The organism is Microbacterium sp. SZ1 (genome assembly GCF_002362255.1).
In the GTDB taxonomy this organism is placed as follows: Bacteria; Actinomycetota; Actinomycetes; order Actinomycetales; family Microbacteriaceae; genus Microbacterium.
In genome coordinates this window covers 145,297-167,284 of the sequence record NZ_LPVV01000023.1, presented here as the reverse complement: position 1 = coordinate 167,284, position 21,988 = coordinate 145,297, and the positions used below count along the sequence as shown (strand labels likewise).

Genomic DNA, 21,988 nt, shown 5'->3' with positions numbered 1-21,988 from the left:
GGGGTTGTGTTGCACCCGGCCGCGGCATCCTGTCATCGACGCTCGCGTCGTCGTATCAGCCCTTCGTGGAACCGGCCAGCAGGCCTCGCACGAAGTAGCGCTGCAGGGCGAAGAACACGATGAGCGGGATGATGATCGACACGAACGCACCGGCGGTGAGCAGGTACCAGTCGTTGCCACGGGTTCCCGTGATCTCGGCCAGCAGCTTCGTGATCGGCGCCGCCGCGCCGTCGGCGAACACCAGGGCGACCAGCAGGTCGTTCCAGACCCAGAGGAACTGGAAGATCGCGACCGAGGCGATGGCCGGCATCGTGAGCGGCAGCACCACACGGAAGAAGATCTGCCCGCGGGACGCACCGTCGACGCGTGCGGCCTCGATGATCTCGCCGGGGATCTCCGACATGAAGTTGTGCAGCAGGTAGATCGCGAGCGGCAGCGCGAACATGGTGTGGGCGATCCACACCTGCGCGTATCCCTGCGAGGCGTCGAGCGGCAGGGTCACCTGCAGCCCGAACAGGTTGATGCCCCGCGAGAACGAGCTGAGCAGCGGTACGAGGGCCATCTGGATCGGCACGATCTGCAGCGCGAACACGAAGATGAACAGCGCGTTGCGTCCCTTGAAGTCGATCCAGGCGAACGCGTACGCCGCCATCGCCGCGATCATCAGGGGGATGATGGTCGCGGGGATCGTGATCGCGATCGAGTTGATGAACGACTCGAGGATGGTCAGCTGCGTGGTGCCGGACTGCAGCACCTGCACGTAGTTGTCGAAGGTCACCGCGGGGTTCGCGAAGAACTCCCACCAGCCGCTGGACTGGATGTCGTCACGCGGACGGAACGACGAGATGAACAGCCCGAGCGTCGGGATCGTCCACAGCACCGCGATGAGGATGGACCCGACCGACGCCCAGGGCCGTGACAGCTTCTTGCGCGCGCGTCCCGCCGCGGCATCCAGTCCGCCGCCGGTCGTGATCGCGCGGGTGGAGGCGGGGGTCTCGGTCTTCAGCGTGTCGCTCATCATCGCACCTCCCGCTGCTTCTTGATCTGTCTGGCGTTGTAGATGACGATCGGCAGCACCAGGATGAAGAGGATGACCGACAGCGCGGCGCTGCGACCAGCCTCGAACTTCGAGAACTGCGTGTACATCTCGTTCGCCAGCACCGAGGTGCCGTAGTTTCCGGCGGTCATGGTGCGGACGATGTCGAAGACCTTGAGGGAGGCGATCGAGATCGTCGTGAGCACCACGATCAGCGCGGGACGGATCGACGGCACGGTCACCGAGCGAAAGCGTTCCCAGGCGTTCGCGCCGTCGAGCTCGGCCGCCTCGAGGAGCTCGGCCGGCACTCCCTTGATGGATGCCGACAGCACGACCATCGCGAAGCCGGTCTGGACCCAGATGAGCACGACGATGAGGAACAGGTTGTTCCACGGCTCGTTGAGCAGCCACTGCTGCGGCGTGCCGCCGAACCAGACGAGGATCTGGTTGAGCAGACCGATCTGCTTGAAGTCGCCGCCGCGGTACTCGTACATGAACCGCCAGATGATGCTGGCGCCGACGAACGAGATCGCCATCGGCATGAACACGAGCACCTTGTAGATCTTCTCGCCGCGGGTGCGGTCGATGAAGACGGCGTAGGCCAGTCCGACGATCGTCGAGACCGTCGGCACGAGCAGCACCCAGATGATCGAGTTGACGACCGAGGTGATGCCGTCGGACTGCGTGAAGATCCACGCGTAGTTCGCGAATCCGACGAAGTCGCTGTTCGAGGAGTTCCGGAACGACGAGTACATCGTCTGGATCGACGGAAGGATGAGCCCGACGAGCAGGAGCAGGAGCGCCGGGGCCATGAACGCCACGAGCTGGATCAGGTATCCCGCCCCGTCGCGGGATCGGTAGTCCAGGAAGAAGAACAGGGCTCCCACGAGGACGGCGACGCCCATCGCCCAGTAGTAAGAGCTGAAGAAGAACATCACGGCGAGCGGGATGAGCAGGCACATCGCCAGACGCACCCAGGTGTAGATCGCTCCCCGTCGCGGAGCGATGTCCACGAGAAGGAGGATGACGGCCACGACCACCGCGAAGGCGATGACCACGACCACTGCTTGGAGGATCTGGGGCAGAGTCCCGATCCATTGGAAGAATGCTGTCGCGTTCACGGATTCCCCTTCATGACGCGTTGCGGATCAGCCCGTACATCGATGTGCGGGCCACGGGATGAGAAGGAGGGCCGCCCCGGGATGGGGCGGCCCTCCTCATCCGATCAGCTGGACGGCCAGCCGGTTTCGATCTGCGTCAGGACCTCGTCGGTCGAGGTGCCGTTGACCCAGGCCACGATCCCCTTCCAGAACGTGCCGGCGCCGACGGCACCGGGCATCAGGTCGGACGCGTCGAAGCGGAACGTGGTGTCCGGGTCCTGCAGGATCTTGATGGTCTCCTGGAGGATCGGGTCCTTGGCGTTCGCGGGGTCGAGGCCGTTGTTGGCCGAGGTGACGCCGCCCAGGCTCACGCGGCTGTTCGCCCACTCGGGGCTCGACAGGTACGCGAGCACCTTCTGGGTGGCCTCGGAGTCGCTGAACGCTCCGACGATCTCGCCGGCGCCGGTGACGGCCTTGTCGTCAGCGGTCTCACCCGGGAGCATGAACGCCCAGACGTCGCCGTCCTCGGCGATGTTCGTGCCCTCGGGGAAGAAGCCCGAGAGGAACGACGCCTGGTGCGTCAGCGCGCAGGTTCCGCCCGCGAGGGCCGGGGCCACGTCGCCGAAGGCGGTCGAGTTGATCGAGCGCACGTCGCCGAAGCCCGCGTTCACGTTCGACGGGTTGAGCAGGATCGAGCCGACCGAGTCGAACGCGGTCTTGATCTGCGGGTCGGTGAACGGGATCTCGTTGGTCACCCACTGGTCGTACACGTCGGGGCCCGCCTGCCGCAGCACGTAGTCCTCGACCCAGTCGGTGCCCGGCCAGCCGGTGGCCGTACCGGACTCGAAGCCGGCGCACCACGCCGGTCCGCCGATCTTGGACTGGATCGTCTCGGTCAGGGCCTGCATCTCGTCGAGGGTGGTCGGGACCTCGACGCCCCACTCGGCGAACTTCGCCGGGGAGTACCAGATCCAGCCCTTGACGTTGGCCATGAGCGGCGCGCCGTAGAACTCGCCGTCGACCGTGCCGTAGTTCACCCAGTCCTCGGTCCAGTACTCGTTGGCGTTCTTCTCGACCTCTTCCGGCGCCGGCTTGAGGAAGTCCCGCTTGGCGAAGTCCGCGAACAGACCCGGCTGCGGGAAGATCGCGATGTCCGGCGGGTTGCCGCCCTGTGCGCGGGTTCCCAGCTGGGTCTCGAAGTCCTGGCTGCCCTCGTACTTGATGGTGATGTCGTTCTCCTCGGCCCAGTCCTTCCAGGACTCCTGGAGGAGTTCGGCCTCGGAGTCGACGATCGTGCCGTAGATCGTGACGGTGTTGTCCCCTCCGCCGCCGCCGCTGCCGCCGCCCGGTGCGCCGGGAGCACCGCAGCCCGCGAGCGCGATGCCCGCGACACCCAGGAGGGCGATCGGCGCGTAACGCCGGGAACGCTGTGACAGACCCATGTGAATTCTCCTCTTCGAGTTCCACGGCCCCTCGGTGATCCTGCCGCCCCTCGGCACGGATCGGGAACCGATTCCACGCCAACATACCGGCGTCTCACTTCCCGGCACAACATACGAGCATCACAAGCTTGCAACCTTTCTGCAGCCGGTGTCGGCGGGGATGGGAGCGCTCCCGCGCTGATTGTGTGGAACCGGTTCCTTTCGGAGCCGCGACGGGCTACCATGTCATCCGCGCGCACGCTGAGGTGTGCGTTGGAACGGGTCGAGGAGGACCGATGAGCACGATCGCGGACGTCGCGGCCCGTGCGGGCGTGTCCAAGGCCACCGCGAGTCGGGCTCTCACCGGGCGCGGCTACGTCTCCGAGGAGACGAGGCAGCGGGTGTCGGATGCCGCCGACGAGCTCGCCTACGTCGCCCACTCCTCCGCCACGAGCCTCGCTACCGGTCGCACGCAGACCGTCGGGGTCATCATGCCTCCGGTCGACCGCTGGTTCTTCGCGGAGCTGCTCGACGGCATCCAGGAGTCGCTCTTCGCCCTCGACTACGAGCTGGCGCTGTACGGCATCCGCGAGGGCAGCGAGACCCGCGAGCGCCTGTTCGACACCGTGCTGCCCGGACGCCGCTTCGACGGGATCATCGCGGTCGGCATCCAGCCCAGCGCGCAGGAGCTCGAGCGCCTGTACCGCTCGGAGAGGCCCCTTGTGAGCGTCGGGCCGTACAGCGAGGGGTCGAGCGCCGTCTCGATCGACGACGTCGCCGCCGGGCGCATCGCGACCGAGCACCTCATCGACCTCGGCCACACCGACATCGCCTTCGTCGGCGGCTCGCACGATCCGGCGCAGCTCAGCTTCGGCGATGCGCGACGGATCGAGGGCTATCGCGAGGCGCTGTCGGCCGCCGGCCTGGCGGACAGCGCGCGCATCGCGGACTCGCCGCCCACCATGCCCGGCGGCTACGCGGCCGCGGTCGAGCTGCTCGGCGACCGTCGGGCGCGCCCCACCGCCGTGGTGGGCGTGTGCGACGAAGCGGCGATCGGAGCGATGATCGCCGCCAGACGGCTCGGGATCGCGGTGCCGACCGAGCTCAGCATCGTCGGGATCGACGACCACCAGCACGCCGAGATGTTCGCGCTCACCACGATCAAGCAGTCACCGCGCGAGCAGGGACACGAGGCCGTGCGACTGCTGCAGCGTCAGATGGAGAACTCCGGATCTCCGCTGGAGCGGTGCGTGACGGCATCCGCTCTCGTCGTGCGCAATTCGACCGCCGCGCCGCGGTGATGCGCCCGGAACGCGCCGGAGACGCACGAAGGCCCCGGGGCGACCCGGGGCCTTCGCAGACGTGCGGAGCGAGGTGCGAGCACCTCGACCCGGACGGGATTACTTGAGGGTGACCGTCGCGCCGGCCTCTTCGAGAGTGGCCTTCGCCTTCTCGGCGGTCTCCTTGTTCGCGCCCTCGAGGACGGCCTTGGGAGCGCCGTCGACGACAGCCTTGGCCTCGCCGAGGCCGAGCGAGGTGAGCTCGCGGACGGCCTTGATGACCTGGATCTTCTTGTCGCCAGCAGCCTCGAGGATGACGTCGAAGGAGTCCTTCTCCTCGACCTCTTCAGCAGCACCAGCGCCACCGGCACCGGCAACGGCGACGGGTGCGGCAGCGGTGACCTCGAACTTCTCCTCGAACGCCTTCACGAAGTCGTTGAGCTCGACGAGGGTCAGGCCAGCGAACTGCTCGAGCAGCTCCTCGGTGGAAAGCTTCGCCATGATGTATCTCCTAGATAGATGGGGTTGTTGTACGAGAACGTCGGACGCTTACGCGGCGTCGGCGGTCTCGAGCTTTTCGCGAAGCGCGTCGATGGTGGCGGCAGCCTTGCCCATCGTCGCCTTCATCATGCCCGCGGCCTTCGCCAGCAGAACCTCACGGCTCTCGAGCGAGGCGTACTTGTTGACCTCGTCGGCGGTGAGGGCGTTGCCCTCGAAGATGCCGGCCTTGATCACGAGAAGCGGGTTGGCCTTGGCGAAGTCACGAAGAGCCTTGGCAGTGGCGACGAAGTCACCGTGCACGAACGCGACGGCCGACGGACCCTTGAGGTCGTCGTCCAGCGCGGTGATGCCTGCCTTGTTGGCGGCGATCTTGGTCAGCGTGTTCTTCACCACGGCGTACTCAGCGTCCTGACGGATGCTGTTGCGCAGCTGCTTGAGCTGGGCAACCGTCAGACCGCGGTACTCGGTCAGCAGAACGGCAGTCGAGTCCTCGAATGACTTCGTGAGCTCGGCGACCGATGCATCCTTCTGCGCCATGGTCACTCCTTGGTGTGTACGAGGCGCCTCACGGCGGTGAGGCACCGACCTCGACCGCGTGCAACAGAAAAGCTCCGGCGCAAGCGCACGGAGCTTCGGGAAGTTCGTCGCCTGCGCGGGCCCCTGCTGAGCAGAGCTTCGATCGTTCGTGTTCGCACACGTTCGATGACCAGCGGTCTTCGGTTGCTCCCACTCTACCCCACGCGCGCGCGGCCCCCAAATCCGCTCCCGTGCACCCCACCCTCCCCCTTCTAGCACCCCCACACCCGCCGACGCCCCGGGTGAGCTACGGCGCCCCTGATGATTCACGCGAACGAGCAGGGGCGCCGTAGCTGGACAGGGGCGCCGAGCGATATGCCTCACCCCGGGGGACGGATGCCGTAGGCCGCGAGCGTCCGTCCGAAGTCGTCTGTCGACAGGATGTGTGACGAACCCCAGCGCGCAGTTCTCCATCCGGTGACGCCGCGCACGGCATCCTCGCGCCTCTTCTCCGCCATGACGACCTCCTCCGCGGTGCGCCCGTCGCGCAACGCCTCGTCGAAGTACTTGCCCGTGCCGTCGAACTCGCCGAAGCACCGCGCCCGCCGGAAGCCGAAGTCGAGCCAGTAGTCCTCGCCCGAAGGGCCGACGACATGGACCTGGAGCAGCGGTCTTGCGAATCCGAGCCGCGCGAGCTGGAGACGGCTCACGCTCTCGCCGGGGAGTTGCGCACGCCCGTCGGCGAGATCGATGATCCTGCGAGCACGCCTGATGCCTCGACCGTGCGAGCGCTCGGCTCGATCGGACATCCGGCCGACCCATGCCGACGCCGCGTCGGCGTCCTGCGCGTGACCCGACACCGCCTCGCTCCGCAGTGCCGCGTCAGCAGCAGACAGAGCGACCTCCGCCGACGTCGAACGGCCGAGGTCGAGGACAGTGCGATCCAGAGAGGTGCACCGGATGCCCTCGACCTCCACGATGTCCGACGCATCGACCCCGACGTTGTGCCACACGACTCCCGCGCATGTTCGGCCGTGGCGCGCACCGATGATCGCCGTGTGAACGTGCTGGGGTGCGAGCCGGTACAGCGGCAATCCGTGGATCACCGCCGCCGACGGCCCCCAGAACACCGGGCCGGGGGCGTTCGAGTTGAGGTGGGTCGCGACCACGTCGACGAGGTGGCGACCCTCGTTCCACAGCCCTGCCCGGTCGTCGGCCGAGATGTAGCGACCGTTGCGCACGCGGTGGATCACCCCTTCGCGCACGAGCCGTTCGATGTCACGCTCGGTATAGCCACGATGACGGAGGTCATCCCGGGTCAGCAGTAGTGCGCGAGCGGCGGCGATGTCGATCCTCTTCGGCATCCGTCGATCGTTGCGCGAGATGCGACTGCGGATGGCGGCGCTCACACCCCTCCGCCCCGGATTCTTCCTTCCGTGCGATCGTGCAGGAGGAGTCGGGGAGTGCCGACGCCCCTGCTGGGCAACGAGGCCCCGGTTCATTTGCGTCAATGAGCAGGGGCGTCGTAGCGGAGCAGGGGCGTCGAAGAACAGCCCGGGCAGAGGGGGATGCCGCGGGGCGGCGGCGTGTACAGCAGGGAGGGTCGACACCCGGGGTTAGGCTCTTCAGGTGACCCCGGAACTCCAAGCGCGCATCGTTGCGGACTCCCGCGACCGCGTCGCCTGGATGCGCGCGAGGTCGCGCGGGATCACCGCCACCGACGTCGCAGGGCTCACGAGCGCGAACTCCATCGCCCGCGCCGCCGACTCCAAGCTCGGGGGCGGTCCGCGCTTCGGCGGCAACGCCTACACCGACCACGGCCGACGGCGCGAGCCGGAGATCGCGGCCTGGGTCGCGGCGACGCACGGCATCCTCCCCTCATCCGCGCTCTTCCGCGCCGAGGTCGAGCACCGTCATCTCGCCACCCCCGACGGCATCGCGGTCGACACGGCCGGACGCATCGAGCTCGCCGAGATCAAGACGACCAACAAGGCCTTCCGCGGCATCCCCCGCACCTACCTGCGTCAGGTGTGGTGGCAGCAGCACGTGCTGGGCGCCGAGCGCACTCTGTTCGTGTGGGAGGAGCACGTCGACTTCGCCCCGGTGCACGACGAGCCCCGCTGCGTCTGGATCGACCGCGACGACCGCGAGATCGCCAAGCTCGTCGGCCTCGCGACCGAACTCATCGACGAGCTGTATCGGCGCACCACTGGCCAGCAGGTCCCCCGCAGGATGCCGGTCGCCACGACCAGTCGCCGCGAGCACCTGCGAGAGCGCGACGCATTCCGCGCCCTCGCTCTCGCCGACTGAGAGCACACGCCGAGCTCAGGTGCAGGTCGCGCCCGTCCCGAGGAGCGCGATCGACAGCTGTCTCGACACCCCCACCGAGACCCACGCGGTGCCGACGAGAAGGTTGTTGACCGTCATGGTCGTCGTGCTTCCCAGCAGGTTCGTGAGCAGACTGGCGAGCAGAGCCTGCGACAGCACCGCCGTGTGCGTGTAGACCCCGCCGTTCGGACCCGACGTCGCGATGGTGGATGCCGGAACCACCGCCGTCGTGGCCCCCTGGGTGAGGGTCAGTCGTATCCCGCTGGCCGGATAGATCGACGTCCAGACGAGCGTCACGCTCTGGAAGACGCCCAGCGCGTTGTTCGTGATCGTGCACGCTGTGATGGTCGCCGGCGGCACCGTGAACGACGTGAACGTACCGGAGGCCGCATACTCGGCGTCGGTGAAGCGCGCGTCGACCGGCTGGGCGCCTGCGATCGCACTCGACCCTGCGAGGACGCTCACGCCCAGGATGCCGGCGATCAGCCGCCGTCGCGATGATCGAGCTCGCGCGGTCACGGCGCCGACCCCGCATACCCGCGCTCATCGCCGCCGTCTCGCCGGGCCTGCTCGGCGTTCTCGGCACGCCGCCGCCTGATCCGCCCGGCGAGCAGCACCGTCCCCGCACCGAGCAGCGCGCCTCCGCCGATGAGCGCTCCGACCGGCGCCGTTCCGCCGGTGACCGCGAGTCCGCCTCCCGCTCCTGCGGTGACCGCATCTCCGACGCCGCGGGCCGAGACGCGCACATCGGTGAAACCGGGCCGGTCGTCGTCTCCGCCCAGTGCCATCCGTAGTCGCAGGTGCGCGGTCTGCGTCGACGGGAAGTCGACGAGCACGGCCTCGCTGCCGTCACGCGGGATGGCCCACGACGTCAGAAGCACGGAGGCGCCGCCGGGGCACGCGCCGTCGGTCCAGGGCTGCAGGCAGAGCTCGGCGTCGACGAGCAGCGGCGCCGCACCGGTCGCACTCAGGGCGAGGGTCACGGTTCCGGGTTCGGCATCGGCGTCGGCACTGACCGTCACGTCCCACTGCACCGACTCTCCCGGCAGCAGGTCCGCTGCCTCGCTCCAATCCGCGACGGAGACGATCCGCAGCACCGCGCTCTGCACGACCTCCGTGCTCGGGGCGGCCCACGCCGGCGCCGCTGCGAGAGCAGCAGCCGCGGCGAACGCGACCGCGGCCGCCACACCGACCGCGGCGCGACTGATGGTCATCCCCGCCCCTCCTCACGCCGCTTCCGCGGCCAGAACGCCCACACGACGAGCACGGTCGCCGCGACCGTGATGCCGCCCAGCACGAGGGGATCGCTGAGCGCGACGATGACGGATGCCACGCCGGGCACCGAGAAGAGCACGCGCCGCACCGAGGTGACGGCGTAGGGGAACGGGTCGTCGGAGGCATTCGCATCTCCCCGCATGGTGATGACGCGCTCGTCCTCGGTGACCCCGTCTGCGACCGAGGTGATCCGATGCGTGATGGGCAGCTCCCCTGGGCGGTCGACGGTCACGACGTCGCCGACGCCGACCTGGGACGCCGGCACCTGCTGCACGACGGCGACGGAACCCGCGGGGATCGTGGGCGACATCGACCCGGTGCGGAACATGATGAGCGTGACCTGCGCCGCGAAGGCGAGCACGACCAGCGCGATGCACACCACACCCGCGGCGGCGGCGATCCACAGCGCGGAGTCGACGAGGAGGCGTCCGACGCGACGCTTGCGCGCGCTCGGTGCATCCGCCGAGCTCTCAGCGACGTGCTCGCGCAGCTCGCGCCGTGTGATCGGTGTGCTCATGCCCCTCCTCCCGCTCGTCGTCAGCATCCGTCGCAGCTCGTCGGCGTCAGCCGGCTAGGACGACGTGCCCTGGATCTGCCACGTCTGCGTCATCGTGAGACCCTGCGCCGCATTGACCGCGGTCGTCGGAAGCGTCACCGCGACGCAGTAGTTCAACTGGTTGCCCCCGTTCGCCGCGACCACCTGCGGCACTGAGGTGGTGGCCGCTCCCCCGACGGTCAGGGCAGAGCCGTCTGCGACGATCACGCTCGAGGCGCCCGATGCCGCCCCGTAGGTCGCAGCCGTGCACGACTGACTCGGCGTGGCCGCCGTCGGCACGAGGCGCACACCGTACGTGAGATACGTCGCGAGCCCGGTGCCCCCCGGCGTACCGGCGGTGAGCTGCAGCGTCCCCGCCGCCGACGGGTTGGCCGTCTTGACGCTGAACAGGGCGTAGGTCGTCGTGCCGGGCACCATCGCCGTCGGCGCGACGGCGAAGCTCAGCGCCGCCGCGGCCCCTGCCGTCGCGTGGCTCGAGAACGTCGCACCGTCGGTCGCACCCACGATGTCGAAGCGTCCTGCGGTGAACGTCGACGACGCGTACTCGGAGTCGTTCCACGCGGCGAGGGTCATGGTCGCGCCGACGCCGAACACGAGACCGCCCGCGAGGACGGCTCGGATCCGGCGGGAGCGCAGACGCTTCCTCTCCCGCATCCTCCGGCGGGTATCGGCCATGATCAGTCGACCGCGGTCAATCGGAGATGGAGGTCGCGGTGAACTCCCACGTCGCGGTCGCCGTCGCGCCCTGGGTCAGCGCCGCACCCGCGGTGACGGCGAAGCACAGCTGCACGGGTGCGCCGGCCGCGCCGGGAGCGGTTCCCTCGGCGAGCGGCACCGATGTCGCTCCCGTCTGAGCACTGAGCGTCGCTCCGGAGGCGACGACCGTCCCCGTGGCGCCTGCTCCGCAGACGTCTGCGGCGCCGATCGCGGTGACGGTGTACGAGAGGTTCGCCTCGTTGCCGCCGGTTCCCGCCGTGATCCCGGCGGGCGCCAGGGTCGCGGCGTTCGTCGTCGTGGCGTCGAGTCGCACCCAGAAGGGCGCGTAGACGACGTCTCCCGGCGACATCGACGCGGCGACGGCCGGGAGTTGGAACACGAGGGATGCCGCGGCATCCCCGTTGTCGATGTTGTGGTCGTCGTATCCTGCGGTGGCGCTCGTCGTCGAGCCCTCCAGATTGAAAGAACCGGCGCCGAAGGTGCCCGTGGCGAACTCCGAGTCGTTCCAGGCGGCGAGCGTGACGCCGACGCCCACCCCTAGCACGACGCCTCCGGCGAGGACGGCGAGAACCTTCCTCCTGGTATCCGTGGTGACCATGTCTCTTCCCCCTCAGGAATCGAGGATGCACGGACGAGTGGACGATCTTCCCTCAAAGACCACGGTTCGTGCACCCTTTCGTCTTGCATGTGCCCGGTAGGAATCGCTCCCACGAGACACATGCCGTTCCTGAGATTGAATACCCATTCAACTCGGGTCGCAACGCCCTCTTCGCAAAACGGATGAGAATCGTTCGTCAGGGCCGGAGCACGCAGTGCGCCTCGGCAGCGACCTCGGCGGCGATCGCATCGAGCAGCGTCGAGCGGAGGTTCCACTGCTGCCAGTAGAGCGCGACCCGCAGCGGCGGCCCGCCCAGGTCGATCAGCCCGCCCTCGTCCTGCAGCCGCGGAACCATGCCCCACCCCAATCCGAGCCTGACGGCGAGCGCGTAGTCATGGGAGGCCGGCACGTAGTGCCGCGGCACGCCGTGGGCGGCCACCCCCCTGGCCGCCAGCCACTCGTGCTGCAGCGTGTCTCGACGGTCGAAGTCGACGAACGGAGCGGCCGTCAGCGCCTCGACGGTCACCCCGCCGGGGAACCAGCGCTCGGCGTAGCGGGGTTCCGCCATCGCCCGGTACTCCAGCACCCCGAGCGGCGAGACCGAGCACCCGGCCACCGGCGACGACTCACTCGTCACCGCGGCCATGACCGTGCCGGACTCCAACAGTCGAGCCGTGAAATTCTGGTCGTCGCGGTGCAGGTCGACGTCGATGTCGTGGTGTCGGGACAGACGCGCGAGCGGTGCGAGGAACCAGGTCGCCATCGAGTCGGCGTTCACCGCGAGCGGGATCCGAGGACGCGCCGAGTCGCCGTCGAGGCCCAGCCCGGCCAGGGCGTCGTGCTCGAGCAGCGCGGCCTGCCGTGCGAGCCGCACGACGGCCTCGCCCGCATCGGTCAACCGCGCCGGCTTCGTCCGCACGACGAGTACGCGCCCGAGCTGCTGCTCAAGGGCCTTCAGTCGCTGACTCACCGCGGACGGCGTGATGCGCAGGACGCGGGATGCCGCGTCGAGCGTGCCTTCGTCGGCGACGGCCGCGACGGTGGCGGCCAGGTCCGGATCGATCCTCACCTAAGCCAGGCTAATGGTTCACAAGGAATCATCGCTGGTGCTCATGCACAAGCCCGCATACCGTGAAGACATGCTCTCGGTCCTCTCGGGTCTCGGACTCGGCCTCTCGCTCATCGTCGCCATCGGCGCGCAGAACGTCTTCGTGCTGCGACAGGGCATCCGTCGGGAGCATGTCCTACCGGTCGTGGTCATCTGCGCCCTCTCCGACGCCCTGCTGATCCTCGCCGGGGTCGCGGGTCTCGGCTTCGTGATCTCGGCCGCGCCCTGGCTCGTGGTCGTCGCACGATGGGCCGGAGCCCTGTTCCTTCTCGGCTACGGCATCCTGGCTGCGCGACGCTCCTGGCGCGGAGGCGAACGGCTGCAGGTCGACGACGCCCCCGCACGCGGCGGCGCGCCCGCCGGCGGGACGACGAGCACCGCGACGCGCACCGCGCTCGCCCCGGTCCTGCTCACCGTGCTCGCGCTCACCTGGCTCAACCCGCACGTGTATCTCGACACCGTGCTCATGCTCGGCTCGATCGCGGCGACCCACGGTGCGGAGCGCTGGCTGTTCGCCGCCGGGGCGATCGTCGCCAGCATCCTGTGGTTCACGGCTCTGGGCTTCGGGGCGCGCTATCTCGGACGCTGGCTGCGCACGGAGCGCTCGTGGCGCATCCTCGACGGGATCATCGCCGTCGTCATGATCGCGCTCGCGATCACCCTCGTCCTGCCCGTCGTCGCCTGAGCCGGGGATCACTCCCCGTCGAGCGGGCGCAGGATGCGGGTGAGGAACCGCTGCGTGCGCTCGTGTCGCGGCGCACTGAAGAGATCCTGCGGGGCGCCCTCCTCGACGACGACCCCGCCGTCCATGAACAGCACCCGGTCGGCGGCCTCACGCGCGAAGCTCAGCTCGTGCGTGACGACCACCATGCTCCACCCCTCGTCGGCGAGCTCCTTGATGACCAGCAGCACCTCCCCCACGAGTTCGGGATCGAGCGCACTCGTCGGCTCGTCGAAGAGCAGCAGATCCGGTCGTAGCGCCAGTGCGCGCACGATGCCGACGCGCTGCTGCTGCCCACCCGAGAGCTGGTGGGGCCGGGCATCCTCTCTGTCGGCGAGACCGACGCGGGCGAGGAGCGTGCGCGCCTCGGCGACCACCTCGGCCTTCGGCCTCCCCTGCACGCGCCAGGGCCCCTCGATGACGTTCTCGAGCACCGACAGGTGCGGGAACAAATTGTGGTGCTGGAACACCATCGCCGAGCGGTCTCGCAGGGCGAGGCGCTGCTGCGCCCGCCTGCGCTTGCCCTGGCCGCCCGCGTCGACGAAGTCGATCTGCGGGCCGCCGGTGACGTCGATCGTGCCGGCATCCGGGATCTCGAGTCCGTTGAGCGCGCGGAGCACCGTCGTCTTGCCCGACCCGCTCGGGCCGATCAGCACGACGACCTCTCCGCGGTGCAGCGTCAGGTCGATCCCGCGCAGCACTTCGTTGTCGCCGAAGCGCTTGTGCAGTCCTCGAGCGGCGAGCAGCACCTCACCCGTTCCCTCAGTGCGCGACATGACGATCGAGCCTCCTCTCCAGTGCGCTCTGCCCGAACGACAGCACGAGGCAGAACACCCAGTAGACCAGCGCCGCCGCGAGGTACAGCACCATGAACTGGTACGTCGTCGACGCGATCTGCTGCGCGACCTTGAACAGCTCGGTCACGAGGATGAGCGAGGCGAGCGAAGTGTCCTTGACGAGCGAGATGAACGTGTTCGACAGCGGCGGCACCGACACCCGCGCGGCCTGAGGCAGGATGATGCGGGTCAGCGTCCGCGTGCGGTTCATGCCGACCGTGTACGCCGCCTCCCACTGCCCCTTCGGCACCGAGAGGATCGCTGCCCGCACCACCTCGGCACCGTACCCGCCGACGTTCAGGGACAGCGCGATGATCGCACTCGGCCACGGGTCGATCGTCACGCCGATCGACGGCATCCCGTAGAAGATCACGAAGAGCTGCACGAGCATCGGCGTGCCCCGGATCACCGAGATGTAGAACCGGGCGATGCCCGACACCACCGGGTTCACCGAGATCCGCATGAGGGCGACGCCGATCGCGATGAGCAGACCGATGACGAACGAGACGAGTGCCAGCGGCACCGTCGCCGTCAGACCCGCCAGGGCGATCGGCCCGAGCGAGTCGAGGAACAGCTGCCAGGGGCTCTCCATGGGTTACTGGGTGACGTCGGCGCCGAAGTACTTGTCGCTGATCTCGGCCAGCGTGCCGTCGGCGCGCAGTTCCTCGAGCGCGGCGTCCACGGCCTCGACGAGCGACTGCTTGTCCTTCGTGAACACGAAGGCCTGCTCACCGGCATCCTCGGTCTCCGCCGCGATCTTCAGACCCGTCGGGCTGTTGGTCTTCTCGTAGTCGAGGAAGGTGAGCTTGTCGTTGATGGTCGCGTCGACACGGCCCTGGCGGAGCAGCTCGACCGCCTGCGCCCATCCCTCGACGCCCTCGACGTTCGCGCCCGACTCCTTCGCCAGGTCGTTCCAGTTGCTGGTGAGCGACTGCGCGGTGGTCTTGCCGGCCAGGTCGTCGAACGAGGAGATCGAGTCGTCGTCCTCGTTCACGACGATCACGCCGGGCGACACCGTGTACGGCGTGCTGAACAGGTAGGAGGCCTTGCGGTCGTCGTTGATCGTGACCTGGTTGGCGATCACGTCGAAGCGGCCGGCGTCGAGACCCGCGAAGATCGCGTCCCACTGCGTCTCCTGGAAGTCGACCTCGAGATCGAGCTTGTCGGCGACGGCCTGGATGATCTCGACGTCGTACCCGGTGAGGTCGCCCGTCCCGCCGTCGCCGTGGAAGCTGAACGGGCGGTACGTTCCCTCGGTCGCGACCGTCAGCGTGCCGTCCTTGACGAGGCCGAAGTCGTTCGATCCGCTCTCCGATGACGAGCCGCTCTCGGCGGGAGCGGTGCTGCCGCTGCACGCCGTGAGCGCGGCGGCGCCGAGGACGAGTGCGGTGACGGCGATGAGGCGACGGGACATGGGTGAACCCTCCTGGGGCGATGCGATGCGCGGATGCTGTGGTGCGCGGAACTCACCCACAGTACGTGCGATCGTGACAACACCGCACATCCATGACGAAGCGTGTCGGCACCCAAGACGCCGAACATGGCTATCGATCGATAGGTTCGTCCCCTAGAGGCACAATGCCACGAACAGGCAGTAGGAGGAGAACCATGCCCGACCTAGGATTCGCAATCGCCGTCGCCGCGGTGAAGTGCATCGCGCGCGTGTGGGTAAACGACAACTCGATCGACGGACCGGTGGACGACATCCGAGCGATCTTCTCGAGAATCGAGCCTGCGGGCCCCGGGCAACGTCGAGTCGCTCTGCAGCTGGAGAACGTCGCGGAATCCCTAAGCGAGAGGTTGACCCCTCTTATCCAAGCTGAGGCGGCGGGCCTCGATGACGGGGATCGGAGCGTGGCTGTCGAGTCCGTCGAGTTGGCGCTGCGTGCGATTCCGGTAGCGACCGCACGAGACCTGGTCGAACGAAACATGAATGCCACGTATCTCGCCGAGACGATGCGAGATACGATTAGATCCGCAGCCGCGGCACAGGGCTTGAGCGAGGCAGGGCTCGCCCTTCAAGAGCGCCTCGTGGTCGAGTCGGCGCTCTATGTACTGGAGATAGCGACGCGACTCCCAAGCTATGCGGCGATCCGTGATGAGCTGATCCTGACCCGTTCCTCACGGCTCGAGGAACTTGTGGAGGAGGCGCTGTCTCGATTGCCTCGATTTGAGCCCGATGGTTCACGTCCCGCTGAGGATGAGCAGTTCGAGCATCTCTATCGCATCGCTCTGAAACACAAGACGGACCAAGTGCGTCTCTTCGGCCTGCAGGGACAGACAAGCAACGCGCACTATCCACTCTCTGTCGCCTATATCTCGTTGTCCATAGAGACCGTCCGTGATCCGCGCGTCGTCAGCGCAACGGGTGCCCGCTTAGAAGACGTGCCCAGCACGTCGGGCGACATGTCTGGGGACGTAAAGCTCGAGGAACTCCTGGGCGAGACATCGAAACTGATCTTGGTTGGGGGCGCGGGCAGCGGTAAGACCACCCTATTGAACTGGATAGCACTGTCTTCGGTTTCGCCCAACGTTGCGACGCGAGTACCGAAAGGCTGGAAGGAACGCGTGCCATTTATTGTCCCGCTTCGTCAATTCGCTGAGAAGGAACTGCCGAGCATCGAGCAGCTTAGCGTCACGACGATTCAATCGCTCACTGCGCCAGTGGGTTGGGCGCAGCGGGTTTTCACGCAAGGACGAGCGACATTACTAATCGACGGGCTCGACGAAGTGAGTAAACGGCGACGCGGGGACGTTTACTCGTGGCTCGACTCCATTCTGTCGATCTTCCCGGAAACCAATATCGTGGTATCGACGAGGCCAACGGGACTGCCAAAGCAGTGGTCGGACGACCTCAAGTTCACAAGGGCAGATATCCAGGAGATGCGACCGGTTGATACGCGCGTATTCATTCAGAAGTGGCACACCGCCGCAGCACACGCAGGCACGTCTCCGGGGTTCGGAACCGTCGAGGATGCAGAAAGAGCAATGCAGGAGATCGCACGCACTCGACCTGCTATCAAGGCTCTCAGCAACACACCCCTACTGTGCGCATTGATCTGCGCCCTTCACTTCAAGCACGGGTCGAGCCTGCCCAAGAATCGAATCGAGCTCTACGACACAGCTCTTGTGATGTTGCTTGCCGCGCGAGATAACGAAAGGAAGGTGGACATCTCACACATAGAACTCTCGCAGACTCAGCGCCGAACGATAATTCGTGACTTTGCGCTCTGGATGCATGAGAACGGGCTTTCTGACGCTTCGACTGACGACTACACGAGTTCGGTAGCTTTGAGCATGAAGCGCATTTCTGGAACGAGCGTACCGCCCTCTGAGATAGCTGGTTTTCTCATGGAGAGAAGCGGCATATTGCGAGAGCCAGTCCCCAACCGAGTAGATTTTGTCCACAGAACCTTCCTCGAATATCTTGCCGCTGTCGCGATCGTAGAAGATAATTCTATCGAGAAGCTCGTTCTTCATGCTGAAAATGATCAGTGGCGCGAAGTTATAATCCTCGCAGCGGGCGTCGCGCAGAAGCATCAGCGAGAGAAACTTCTGAGTCGGTTGCTGGCGATCGGAAGGGATTCACCCGCCACACGTCACCGCCACTACCTCCTCGCGATCGCCTGTTTGGAAACAGCTCCTGAGCTACCGGTCGAACTTCGACGCGATCTAGAAATGGCTGTGTCAGAGGTAGTTCCGCCCCACACCATGGGGGAAGCGCTTGCGATCGCCTCCGCGGGGCAACTCGCGGTGCCCTTGCTCGGCTCGAGCCCGACTCTCAAGGCACGACCGGCGGCCGCGAGCGTCCGCGCACTTTGTATGATCGGGACGGAGGAGGCTCTCGAGCGTCTCTCAAGCTACCGGGAAGAAAGGAGAGTCACGGTAACCCGTGAACTCCTCAGAGGCTGGCCTAATTTCGACCCCGCAAGGTACGCCGCGACCGTGCTCGGAGGTGTCGATCTCGCGAGAGAGCCTGCGATCGTGGCCGACCCTTCTCTCGTGCCTCACCTGGCGAGCCTGCGCGCTGACTCACGTATATTCCTGGATCTGCCACGACGATACGAGCACGTGCGAGAGATCCCGCGCCTCCCATCATCTGTTTACGGCGCCGATCTCAGTGGGCTTCAGGGAGTACAAAGCGTCAACGATATTCCAATTTCTGACGCTGGTTCGCTAGTTCTTGATTCCTCCAGCATCGAGTCACTCCACGGTATAGAGGATCACCCCGCACTCTTCTACTTCAGTGCCCTCGGATGCGATCGGCTTCGCACCGGCGGCGACCTTCGCAACACTTCAGGTCTTCGCTCTTTCCTCGTCGGAGGCGCTCCCCTTGACAAGCTTGAATTTCTTGCCGAGGCTGCGTCGCCTATCGGTAACGTGAGCCTCATATCCTTGCCCGAGTTGAGGGCGATATCGGCGCCGATCAAAACGCACGCACTGCGAATCTCGGAGTGCGACTCACTGATTTCACTCGTAGGCGTGGCGGACAGCATTGACCTGGACATCCTGCACATCGACCGACTGAAGGCGCGGTCCCTGCGACTCCCAGCGAACCTTCGGACCCTTCAGGTCATCGTTGCAGAAGGTGAGATCGATATGTCGGGAGGTGAGGAGCTGCAGGCCGCCATACTTCCCGAGAACGCTATCGAAGGCATATCAGAGTGGATCGCGGCCCGCCCGAAGTTGGAGCGACTCACGTTGCTTAGCCATCGACCCAAGAAACTTTCGGATGAAACAAGGACCGCTCTTTCTCGTCTGGGACAAGAAGGCACTGGACCGGAGCTGATCACACTTTCAGGGCTAATCGAAACTACTGACGACCTCACCATAGACGGCTACGCGAGGGTCGTTCCGCCTCAGCGCGCCCCGAGGTTTTCTGCTGTCGCCTTCAGGAGACTTGACCAGGCAGCATAATGTCGCCCGCCAAATGTCAGATGGCGTGGAGACGCAGAAAGGCCCCCGCGATGCGGGGGCCTTTCCGTGAGTCATCGTCAGATCGCGTTGACGTCCAGCGGGATACCGGGGCCGAACGTGGTCGACACGGCGCCCTTCTGGATGTAACGGCCCTTCGAGCTCGACGGCTTGAGGCGCACGATCTCCTCGAGCGCTGCGTCGATGTTCTCGTTCAGCTGCTCGGTGGAGAACGAGGCCTTGCCGACGACGAAGTGCACGTTGGCGTGCTTGTCGACGCGGAACTCGATCTTTCCGCCCTTGATGTCCTCGACGGCCTTGGCCGTGTTCGGGGTCACCGTGCCGGTCTTCGGGTTCGGCATGAGTCCACGCGGACCCAGGACCTTTCCGAGACGACCGACCTGGCCCATGAGCTCCGGGGTGGAGACGGCCGCGTCGAACGCGGTCCAGCCGCCGGCGACCTTCTCGATGAGCTCGGCGCCGCCGACCTCATCGGCGCCTGCGGCGATCGCAGCCTCGGCCGCGGGGCCGGTGGCGAACACGATGACGCGAGCGGTCTTGCCGGTGCCGTGAGGCAGGATGACGGTGCCGCGCACCATCTGGTCGGCCTTGCGGGGGTCGACCGAGAGCTTCAGCGCGACCTCGACGGTGGCGTCGAACTTCGACGAGCCGGTCTCCTTGGCCAGGGCGACAGCCTCGGCGGGAGTGTAGAAACGGTCTGCCTCGATCTTCTCGGCGGCAGCGCGGTAAGCCTTGGACTTCGTAGCCATGATTATCTCCCTCAGCCCTCGACCGTGATGCCCATGGAACGGGCGGTGCCGGCGATGATCTTCGAGGCGGCCTCGATGTCGTTCGCGTTCAGGTCGGCCTGCTTCTGCTCGGCGATCTGACGGACCTGGTCCTTGGTGATCTTGCCGACCTTGACGGTGTGCGGGGTGGCCGAGGCCTTCTGCACGCCGGCGGCCTTCTTGATGAGCTCCGCCGCGGGCGGGGTCTTCAGGACGAAGGTGAAGCTGCGGTCCTCGTAGACGGTGATCTCGACGGGGATGACGTTGCCGCGCTGCGACTCGGTCGCGGCGTTGTACGCCTTGCAGAACTCCATGATGTTGACGCCATGCTGACCGAGCGCGGGGCCGATCGGCGGCGCCGGGTTGGCTGCACCGGCGTTGATCTGAAGCTTGATCAGGCCGGTCACCTTCTTCTTCGGTGCCATATCCTCTTCCTTTCATCGAACGGATGCCGGTTGCATCCGCTCTCCCGCGAACCCGGCATCTCCGGGCTGCGGTCGTCCGCGCGCGCGAAAGCGGCGCACAAACCACAACAGTCTACCCGATCCCGGCGCTTGACCGGTAACGAAGAAGGCCGCCCCGAGGGGCGGCCTTCGTCGTGCGACTCGCGGTCGTCAGATCATCTTCGTGACCTGGTCGAACGACAGCTCGACCGGGGTCTCGCGCTCGAAGAGCGACACGAGCACCGTGAGCTTGCCGCTCTCGGGCTTGATCTCGCTGATCGAGCCGGGCAGACCCGCGAACGAGCCCTCCTTGATCGTGATGGTCTCGCCGACCTCGAAGTCGACCTCGGCCGGCAGCGGGCGAGCGACGGCGACGCCGCCCTTGGCCGCGATGTTCTTGGCGGTCGGGACGTCCTTGACCTCGACGAGCGACTTCAGCATGTTGAAGGCCTCTTCGAAGCGCAGCGGAGTCGGGTTGTGGGCGTTGCCCACGAAGCCGGTGACGCCCGGGGTGTGGCGCACGACCGACCAGGTGTCCTCCGTGAGCTCCATGCGCACCAGCACGTAGCCGGGGATGCGCACGCGAGTGACCATCTTGCGCTGGCCGTTCTTGATCTCGACGACGTCCTCCATCGGGACCTCGATCTGGTAGATCTCGTCCTCGACCTCGAGCGTCGACTTGCGCTGCTCGATGTTCGCCTTGACCTTGCGCTCGAAGCCGGCGTACGAGTGGATGACGTACCACTTGCCGGGCAGCATCCGCAGGTCCATGCGGAAGGCCTCGTACGGGTCCTCCTCGGCGTCCGCGCCGTCGGACTCGGCGGCCTCCTCGGCCTCCACGGCTGCGACCACGGGGTCGTCCGCGTCGTCGGCGTCGGCGACCGGGCGGTCATCCTCGCCGTTCACGTCGGGGCCGTCGTACGGGGTGACCTCGTCGGCCGCCTCCGCCTCCTGCTCCGCGGCCTCTTCGGCCACAGCGTCGTTGAGGACCTCAGCGGCAGCCTCGGACTCAGCCGCTTCGTCCAGGTTGAGAGCGTCGTTCACGATCGCATCCGCCTCCGGGTCGTCGATGTCGATGTCGGTGTCTTCTTCCGTGCCGGTCTCGTCGTCGCCGTCTACGTCCTCGACGTGGATCGCCACGTGCTCGGCGGACGTGACGGAGAACTCCTCTGCGGCGAGGACGTTGCCCTCCTGGGCCTCGTCCTCCTCGCTGGACTGCTCGGCAGCGGTCGCCCAGTCGGCGTCGTCGGAATATCGTTCAGACACGGTGTTTCTTTCCAATCACTGCGACCAGGGCCGCAGGGCGTCAAGCGTCCGGAACTCCGAACACGATGTGCGTCAGCCACGCGAACAAGGTGTCCAGCCCGTAGACGATGCCCATGACGATCAGAACGAAGACGAGCACCACCGCGGTGAACTTGAACAGTTCCTTGCGGGTCGGAGTGACGACCTTGCGAAGCTCTGCGATGACCTGACGGAAGAACAGGGCGATGCTCCCGAAGAACCGGGAGATGGGGTTGCCCGTCTTCTCTCGGGTGGCGCCGGCCGCGACGACTTCGCCGCGCGGTTCGTCCTGATCCATCCTGAATGTACCTTTCGTGTGTCAGCGCCTGGCTGACGCGCAGGGCGGACAGGAATCGAACCTGCAACCTGCGGTTTTGGAGACCGCTGCTCTGCCAATTGAGCTACCGCCCTAGAGACCCTGAGGTCTCGGGGTGTCGTCTCCATCCTGCCATCCGGCCCGGTCGTGTGGGCCGGGGCACGGCGAAAGAATGCAGACAACAACTGCTCGTCAAGCATACGGCATCCGCCGACGGGTGCCGAACCGGCGCAGGGACCGCGCTGTTGCT

23 protein-coding genes and 1 tRNA gene are annotated in these 21,988 nt (G+C 66.7%); 4 read left to right on the top strand and 20 right to left on the bottom strand.

Annotated elements, in window-relative coordinates; genetic code table 11:
• Positions 1–55 precede the first annotated feature (55 nt).
• From AUC47_RS10620 to AUC47_RS10610, 3 genes are all read right to left on the bottom strand, one after another.
• A complete protein-coding gene (locus AUC47_RS10620; RefSeq protein ID WP_096715189.1) occupies positions 56–1,018 on the bottom strand; it encodes a carbohydrate ABC transporter permease in 963 nt (320 codons plus the stop codon).
• Entirely contained in the window at positions 1,018–2,157 is a 1,140-nt protein-coding gene (locus AUC47_RS10615; RefSeq protein ID WP_096715158.1) for a carbohydrate ABC transporter permease, read from the bottom strand. Before AUC47_RS10615 ends, AUC47_RS10620 begins: the two co-directional genes overlap by 1 nt.
• Positions 2,158–2,261: 104 nt before the next feature.
• Positions 2,262–3,578, bottom strand: a complete 1,317-nt coding sequence (locus AUC47_RS10610) for an ABC transporter substrate-binding protein (protein WP_096715157.1) — start codon at positions 3,576–3,578, stop codon at positions 2,262–2,264.
• A gap of 275 nt (positions 3,579–3,853) precedes the next feature.
• Between AUC47_RS10610 and AUC47_RS10605 the strand changes: the two genes are divergently transcribed.
• The gene (locus AUC47_RS10605; protein WP_096715156.1) at positions 3,854–4,858 is read left to right on the top strand and encodes a LacI family DNA-binding transcriptional regulator; all 1,005 of its coding nucleotides are present in this window, start codon (positions 3,854–3,856) and stop codon (positions 4,856–4,858) included.
• Between the two features lie 99 nt (positions 4,859–4,957).
• Here the strand turns inward: AUC47_RS10605 and rplL are convergent, their stop codons facing one another.
• The 3 genes from rplL to AUC47_RS10590 all read right to left on the bottom strand — a co-directional run bounded on the left by rplL (position 4,958) and on the right by AUC47_RS10590 (position 7,218).
• Positions 4,958–5,338, bottom strand: coding sequence for a 50S ribosomal protein L7/L12 (rplL, locus tag AUC47_RS10600; RefSeq protein ID WP_096715155.1), 381 nt, complete (start codon positions 5,336–5,338; stop codon positions 4,958–4,960).
• A gap of 48 nt (positions 5,339–5,386) precedes the next feature.
• Entirely contained in the window at positions 5,387–5,875 is a 489-nt protein-coding gene (rplJ, locus tag AUC47_RS10595; RefSeq protein ID WP_096715154.1) for a 50S ribosomal protein L10, read from the bottom strand.
• 359 nt (positions 5,876–6,234) lie between these two features.
• Complete coding sequence (locus tag AUC47_RS10590) at positions 6,235–7,218, bottom strand: type IV toxin-antitoxin system AbiEi family antitoxin domain-containing protein (protein ID WP_143740724.1); 984 nt, start codon at positions 7,216–7,218, stop codon at positions 6,235–6,237.
• Between the two features lie 265 nt (positions 7,219–7,483).
• On the opposite strand from AUC47_RS10590, the gene AUC47_RS10585 reads away from it, so the two are divergent.
• A complete protein-coding gene (locus AUC47_RS10585) occupies positions 7,484–8,164 on the top strand; it encodes a YqaJ viral recombinase family protein (RefSeq protein WP_096715152.1) in 681 nt (226 codons plus the stop codon).
• Between the two features lie 15 nt (positions 8,165–8,179).
• On the opposite strand, the gene AUC47_RS10580 is transcribed toward AUC47_RS10585, so the two are convergent.
• From AUC47_RS10580 to AUC47_RS10555, 6 genes are all read right to left on the bottom strand, one after another.
• Entirely contained in the window at positions 8,180–8,647 is a 468-nt protein-coding gene (locus tag AUC47_RS10580) for a hypothetical protein (protein WP_143740723.1), read from the bottom strand.
• A 50-nt stretch (positions 8,648–8,697) separates the two neighbouring features.
• Complete coding sequence (locus AUC47_RS10575) at positions 8,698–9,396, bottom strand: hypothetical protein (RefSeq protein WP_096715150.1); 699 nt, start codon at positions 9,394–9,396, stop codon at positions 8,698–8,700.
• The gene (locus AUC47_RS10570) at positions 9,393–9,974 is read right to left on the bottom strand and encodes a signal peptidase I (protein ID WP_096715149.1); all 582 of its coding nucleotides are present in this window, start codon (positions 9,972–9,974) and stop codon (positions 9,393–9,395) included. Before AUC47_RS10570 ends, AUC47_RS10575 begins: the two co-directional genes overlap by 4 nt.
• A 54-nt stretch (positions 9,975–10,028) precedes the next feature.
• Positions 10,029–10,688: a SipW-dependent-type signal peptide-containing protein gene (locus AUC47_RS10565; protein WP_096715148.1), complete on the bottom strand. Its 660-nt coding sequence runs from the start codon at positions 10,686–10,688 to the stop codon at positions 10,029–10,031.
• Between the two features lie 16 nt (positions 10,689–10,704).
• Positions 10,705–11,328 carry a SipW-dependent-type signal peptide-containing protein gene (locus tag AUC47_RS10560; protein ID WP_096715147.1) on the bottom strand — a complete coding sequence of 208 codons (624 nt, stop codon included), beginning with the start codon at positions 11,326–11,328 and terminating at the stop codon, positions 10,705–10,707.
• 196 nt (positions 11,329–11,524) lie between these two features.
• The gene (locus AUC47_RS10555) at positions 11,525–12,397 is read right to left on the bottom strand and encodes a LysR family transcriptional regulator ArgP (RefSeq protein WP_096715146.1); all 873 of its coding nucleotides are present in this window, start codon (positions 12,395–12,397) and stop codon (positions 11,525–11,527) included.
• Positions 12,398–12,467: 70 nt separating this feature from the next.
• On the opposite strand from AUC47_RS10555, the gene AUC47_RS10550 reads away from it, so the two are divergent.
• Positions 12,468–13,121, top strand: a complete 654-nt coding sequence (locus AUC47_RS10550; RefSeq protein WP_096715188.1) for a LysE/ArgO family amino acid transporter — start codon at positions 12,468–12,470, stop codon at positions 13,119–13,121.
• Between the two features lie 8 nt (positions 13,122–13,129).
• On the opposite strand, the gene AUC47_RS10545 is transcribed toward AUC47_RS10550, so the two are convergent.
• From AUC47_RS10545 to AUC47_RS10535, 3 genes are read right to left on the bottom strand one after another with little or no spacing between them, the layout of a single operon-like run.
• A complete protein-coding gene (locus AUC47_RS10545) occupies positions 13,130–13,933 on the bottom strand; it encodes an amino acid ABC transporter ATP-binding protein (protein ID WP_096715145.1) in 804 nt (267 codons plus the stop codon).
• A complete protein-coding gene (locus AUC47_RS10540; protein ID WP_096715144.1) occupies positions 13,920–14,585 on the bottom strand; it encodes an amino acid ABC transporter permease in 666 nt (221 codons plus the stop codon). Before AUC47_RS10540 ends, AUC47_RS10545 begins: the two co-directional genes overlap by 14 nt.
• A gap of 3 nt (positions 14,586–14,588) precedes the next feature.
• The gene (locus AUC47_RS10535; protein WP_096715143.1) at positions 14,589–15,407 is read right to left on the bottom strand and encodes a transporter substrate-binding domain-containing protein; all 819 of its coding nucleotides are present in this window, start codon (positions 15,405–15,407) and stop codon (positions 14,589–14,591) included.
• A gap of 194 nt (positions 15,408–15,601) precedes the next feature.
• Here AUC47_RS10535 and AUC47_RS10530 point away from each other — a divergent pair, with 194 nt between their 5' ends.
• On the top strand, positions 15,602–18,910 hold the full coding sequence (locus tag AUC47_RS10530) for an NACHT domain-containing protein (RefSeq protein WP_179297582.1): 3,309 nt from the start codon (positions 15,602–15,604) through the stop codon (positions 18,908–18,910).
• Between the two features lie 77 nt (positions 18,911–18,987).
• On the opposite strand, the gene rplA is transcribed toward AUC47_RS10530, so the two are convergent.
• From rplA to AUC47_RS10505, 5 genes are all read right to left on the bottom strand, one after another.
• The gene (gene rplA, locus AUC47_RS10525; RefSeq protein ID WP_096715141.1) at positions 18,988–19,677 is read right to left on the bottom strand and encodes a 50S ribosomal protein L1; all 690 of its coding nucleotides are present in this window, start codon (positions 19,675–19,677) and stop codon (positions 18,988–18,990) included.
• An 11-nt stretch (positions 19,678–19,688) separates the two neighbouring features.
• Positions 19,689–20,120, bottom strand: a complete 432-nt coding sequence (rplK, locus tag AUC47_RS10520; protein WP_025102337.1) for a 50S ribosomal protein L11 — start codon at positions 20,118–20,120, stop codon at positions 19,689–19,691.
• A 189-nt stretch (positions 20,121–20,309) separates the two neighbouring features.
• Positions 20,310–21,404: a transcription termination/antitermination protein NusG gene (gene nusG, locus AUC47_RS10515; RefSeq protein ID WP_096715140.1), complete on the bottom strand. Its 1,095-nt coding sequence runs from the start codon at positions 21,402–21,404 to the stop codon at positions 20,310–20,312.
• A 40-nt stretch (positions 21,405–21,444) separates the two neighbouring features.
• Positions 21,445–21,720, bottom strand: a complete 276-nt coding sequence (gene secE, locus AUC47_RS10510; protein WP_096715139.1) for a preprotein translocase subunit SecE — start codon at positions 21,718–21,720, stop codon at positions 21,445–21,447.
• Positions 21,721–21,760: 40 nt separating this feature from the next.
• A tRNA-Trp gene (locus AUC47_RS10505) sits at positions 21,761–21,833 on the bottom strand.
• Positions 21,834–21,988 lie beyond the last annotated feature (155 nt).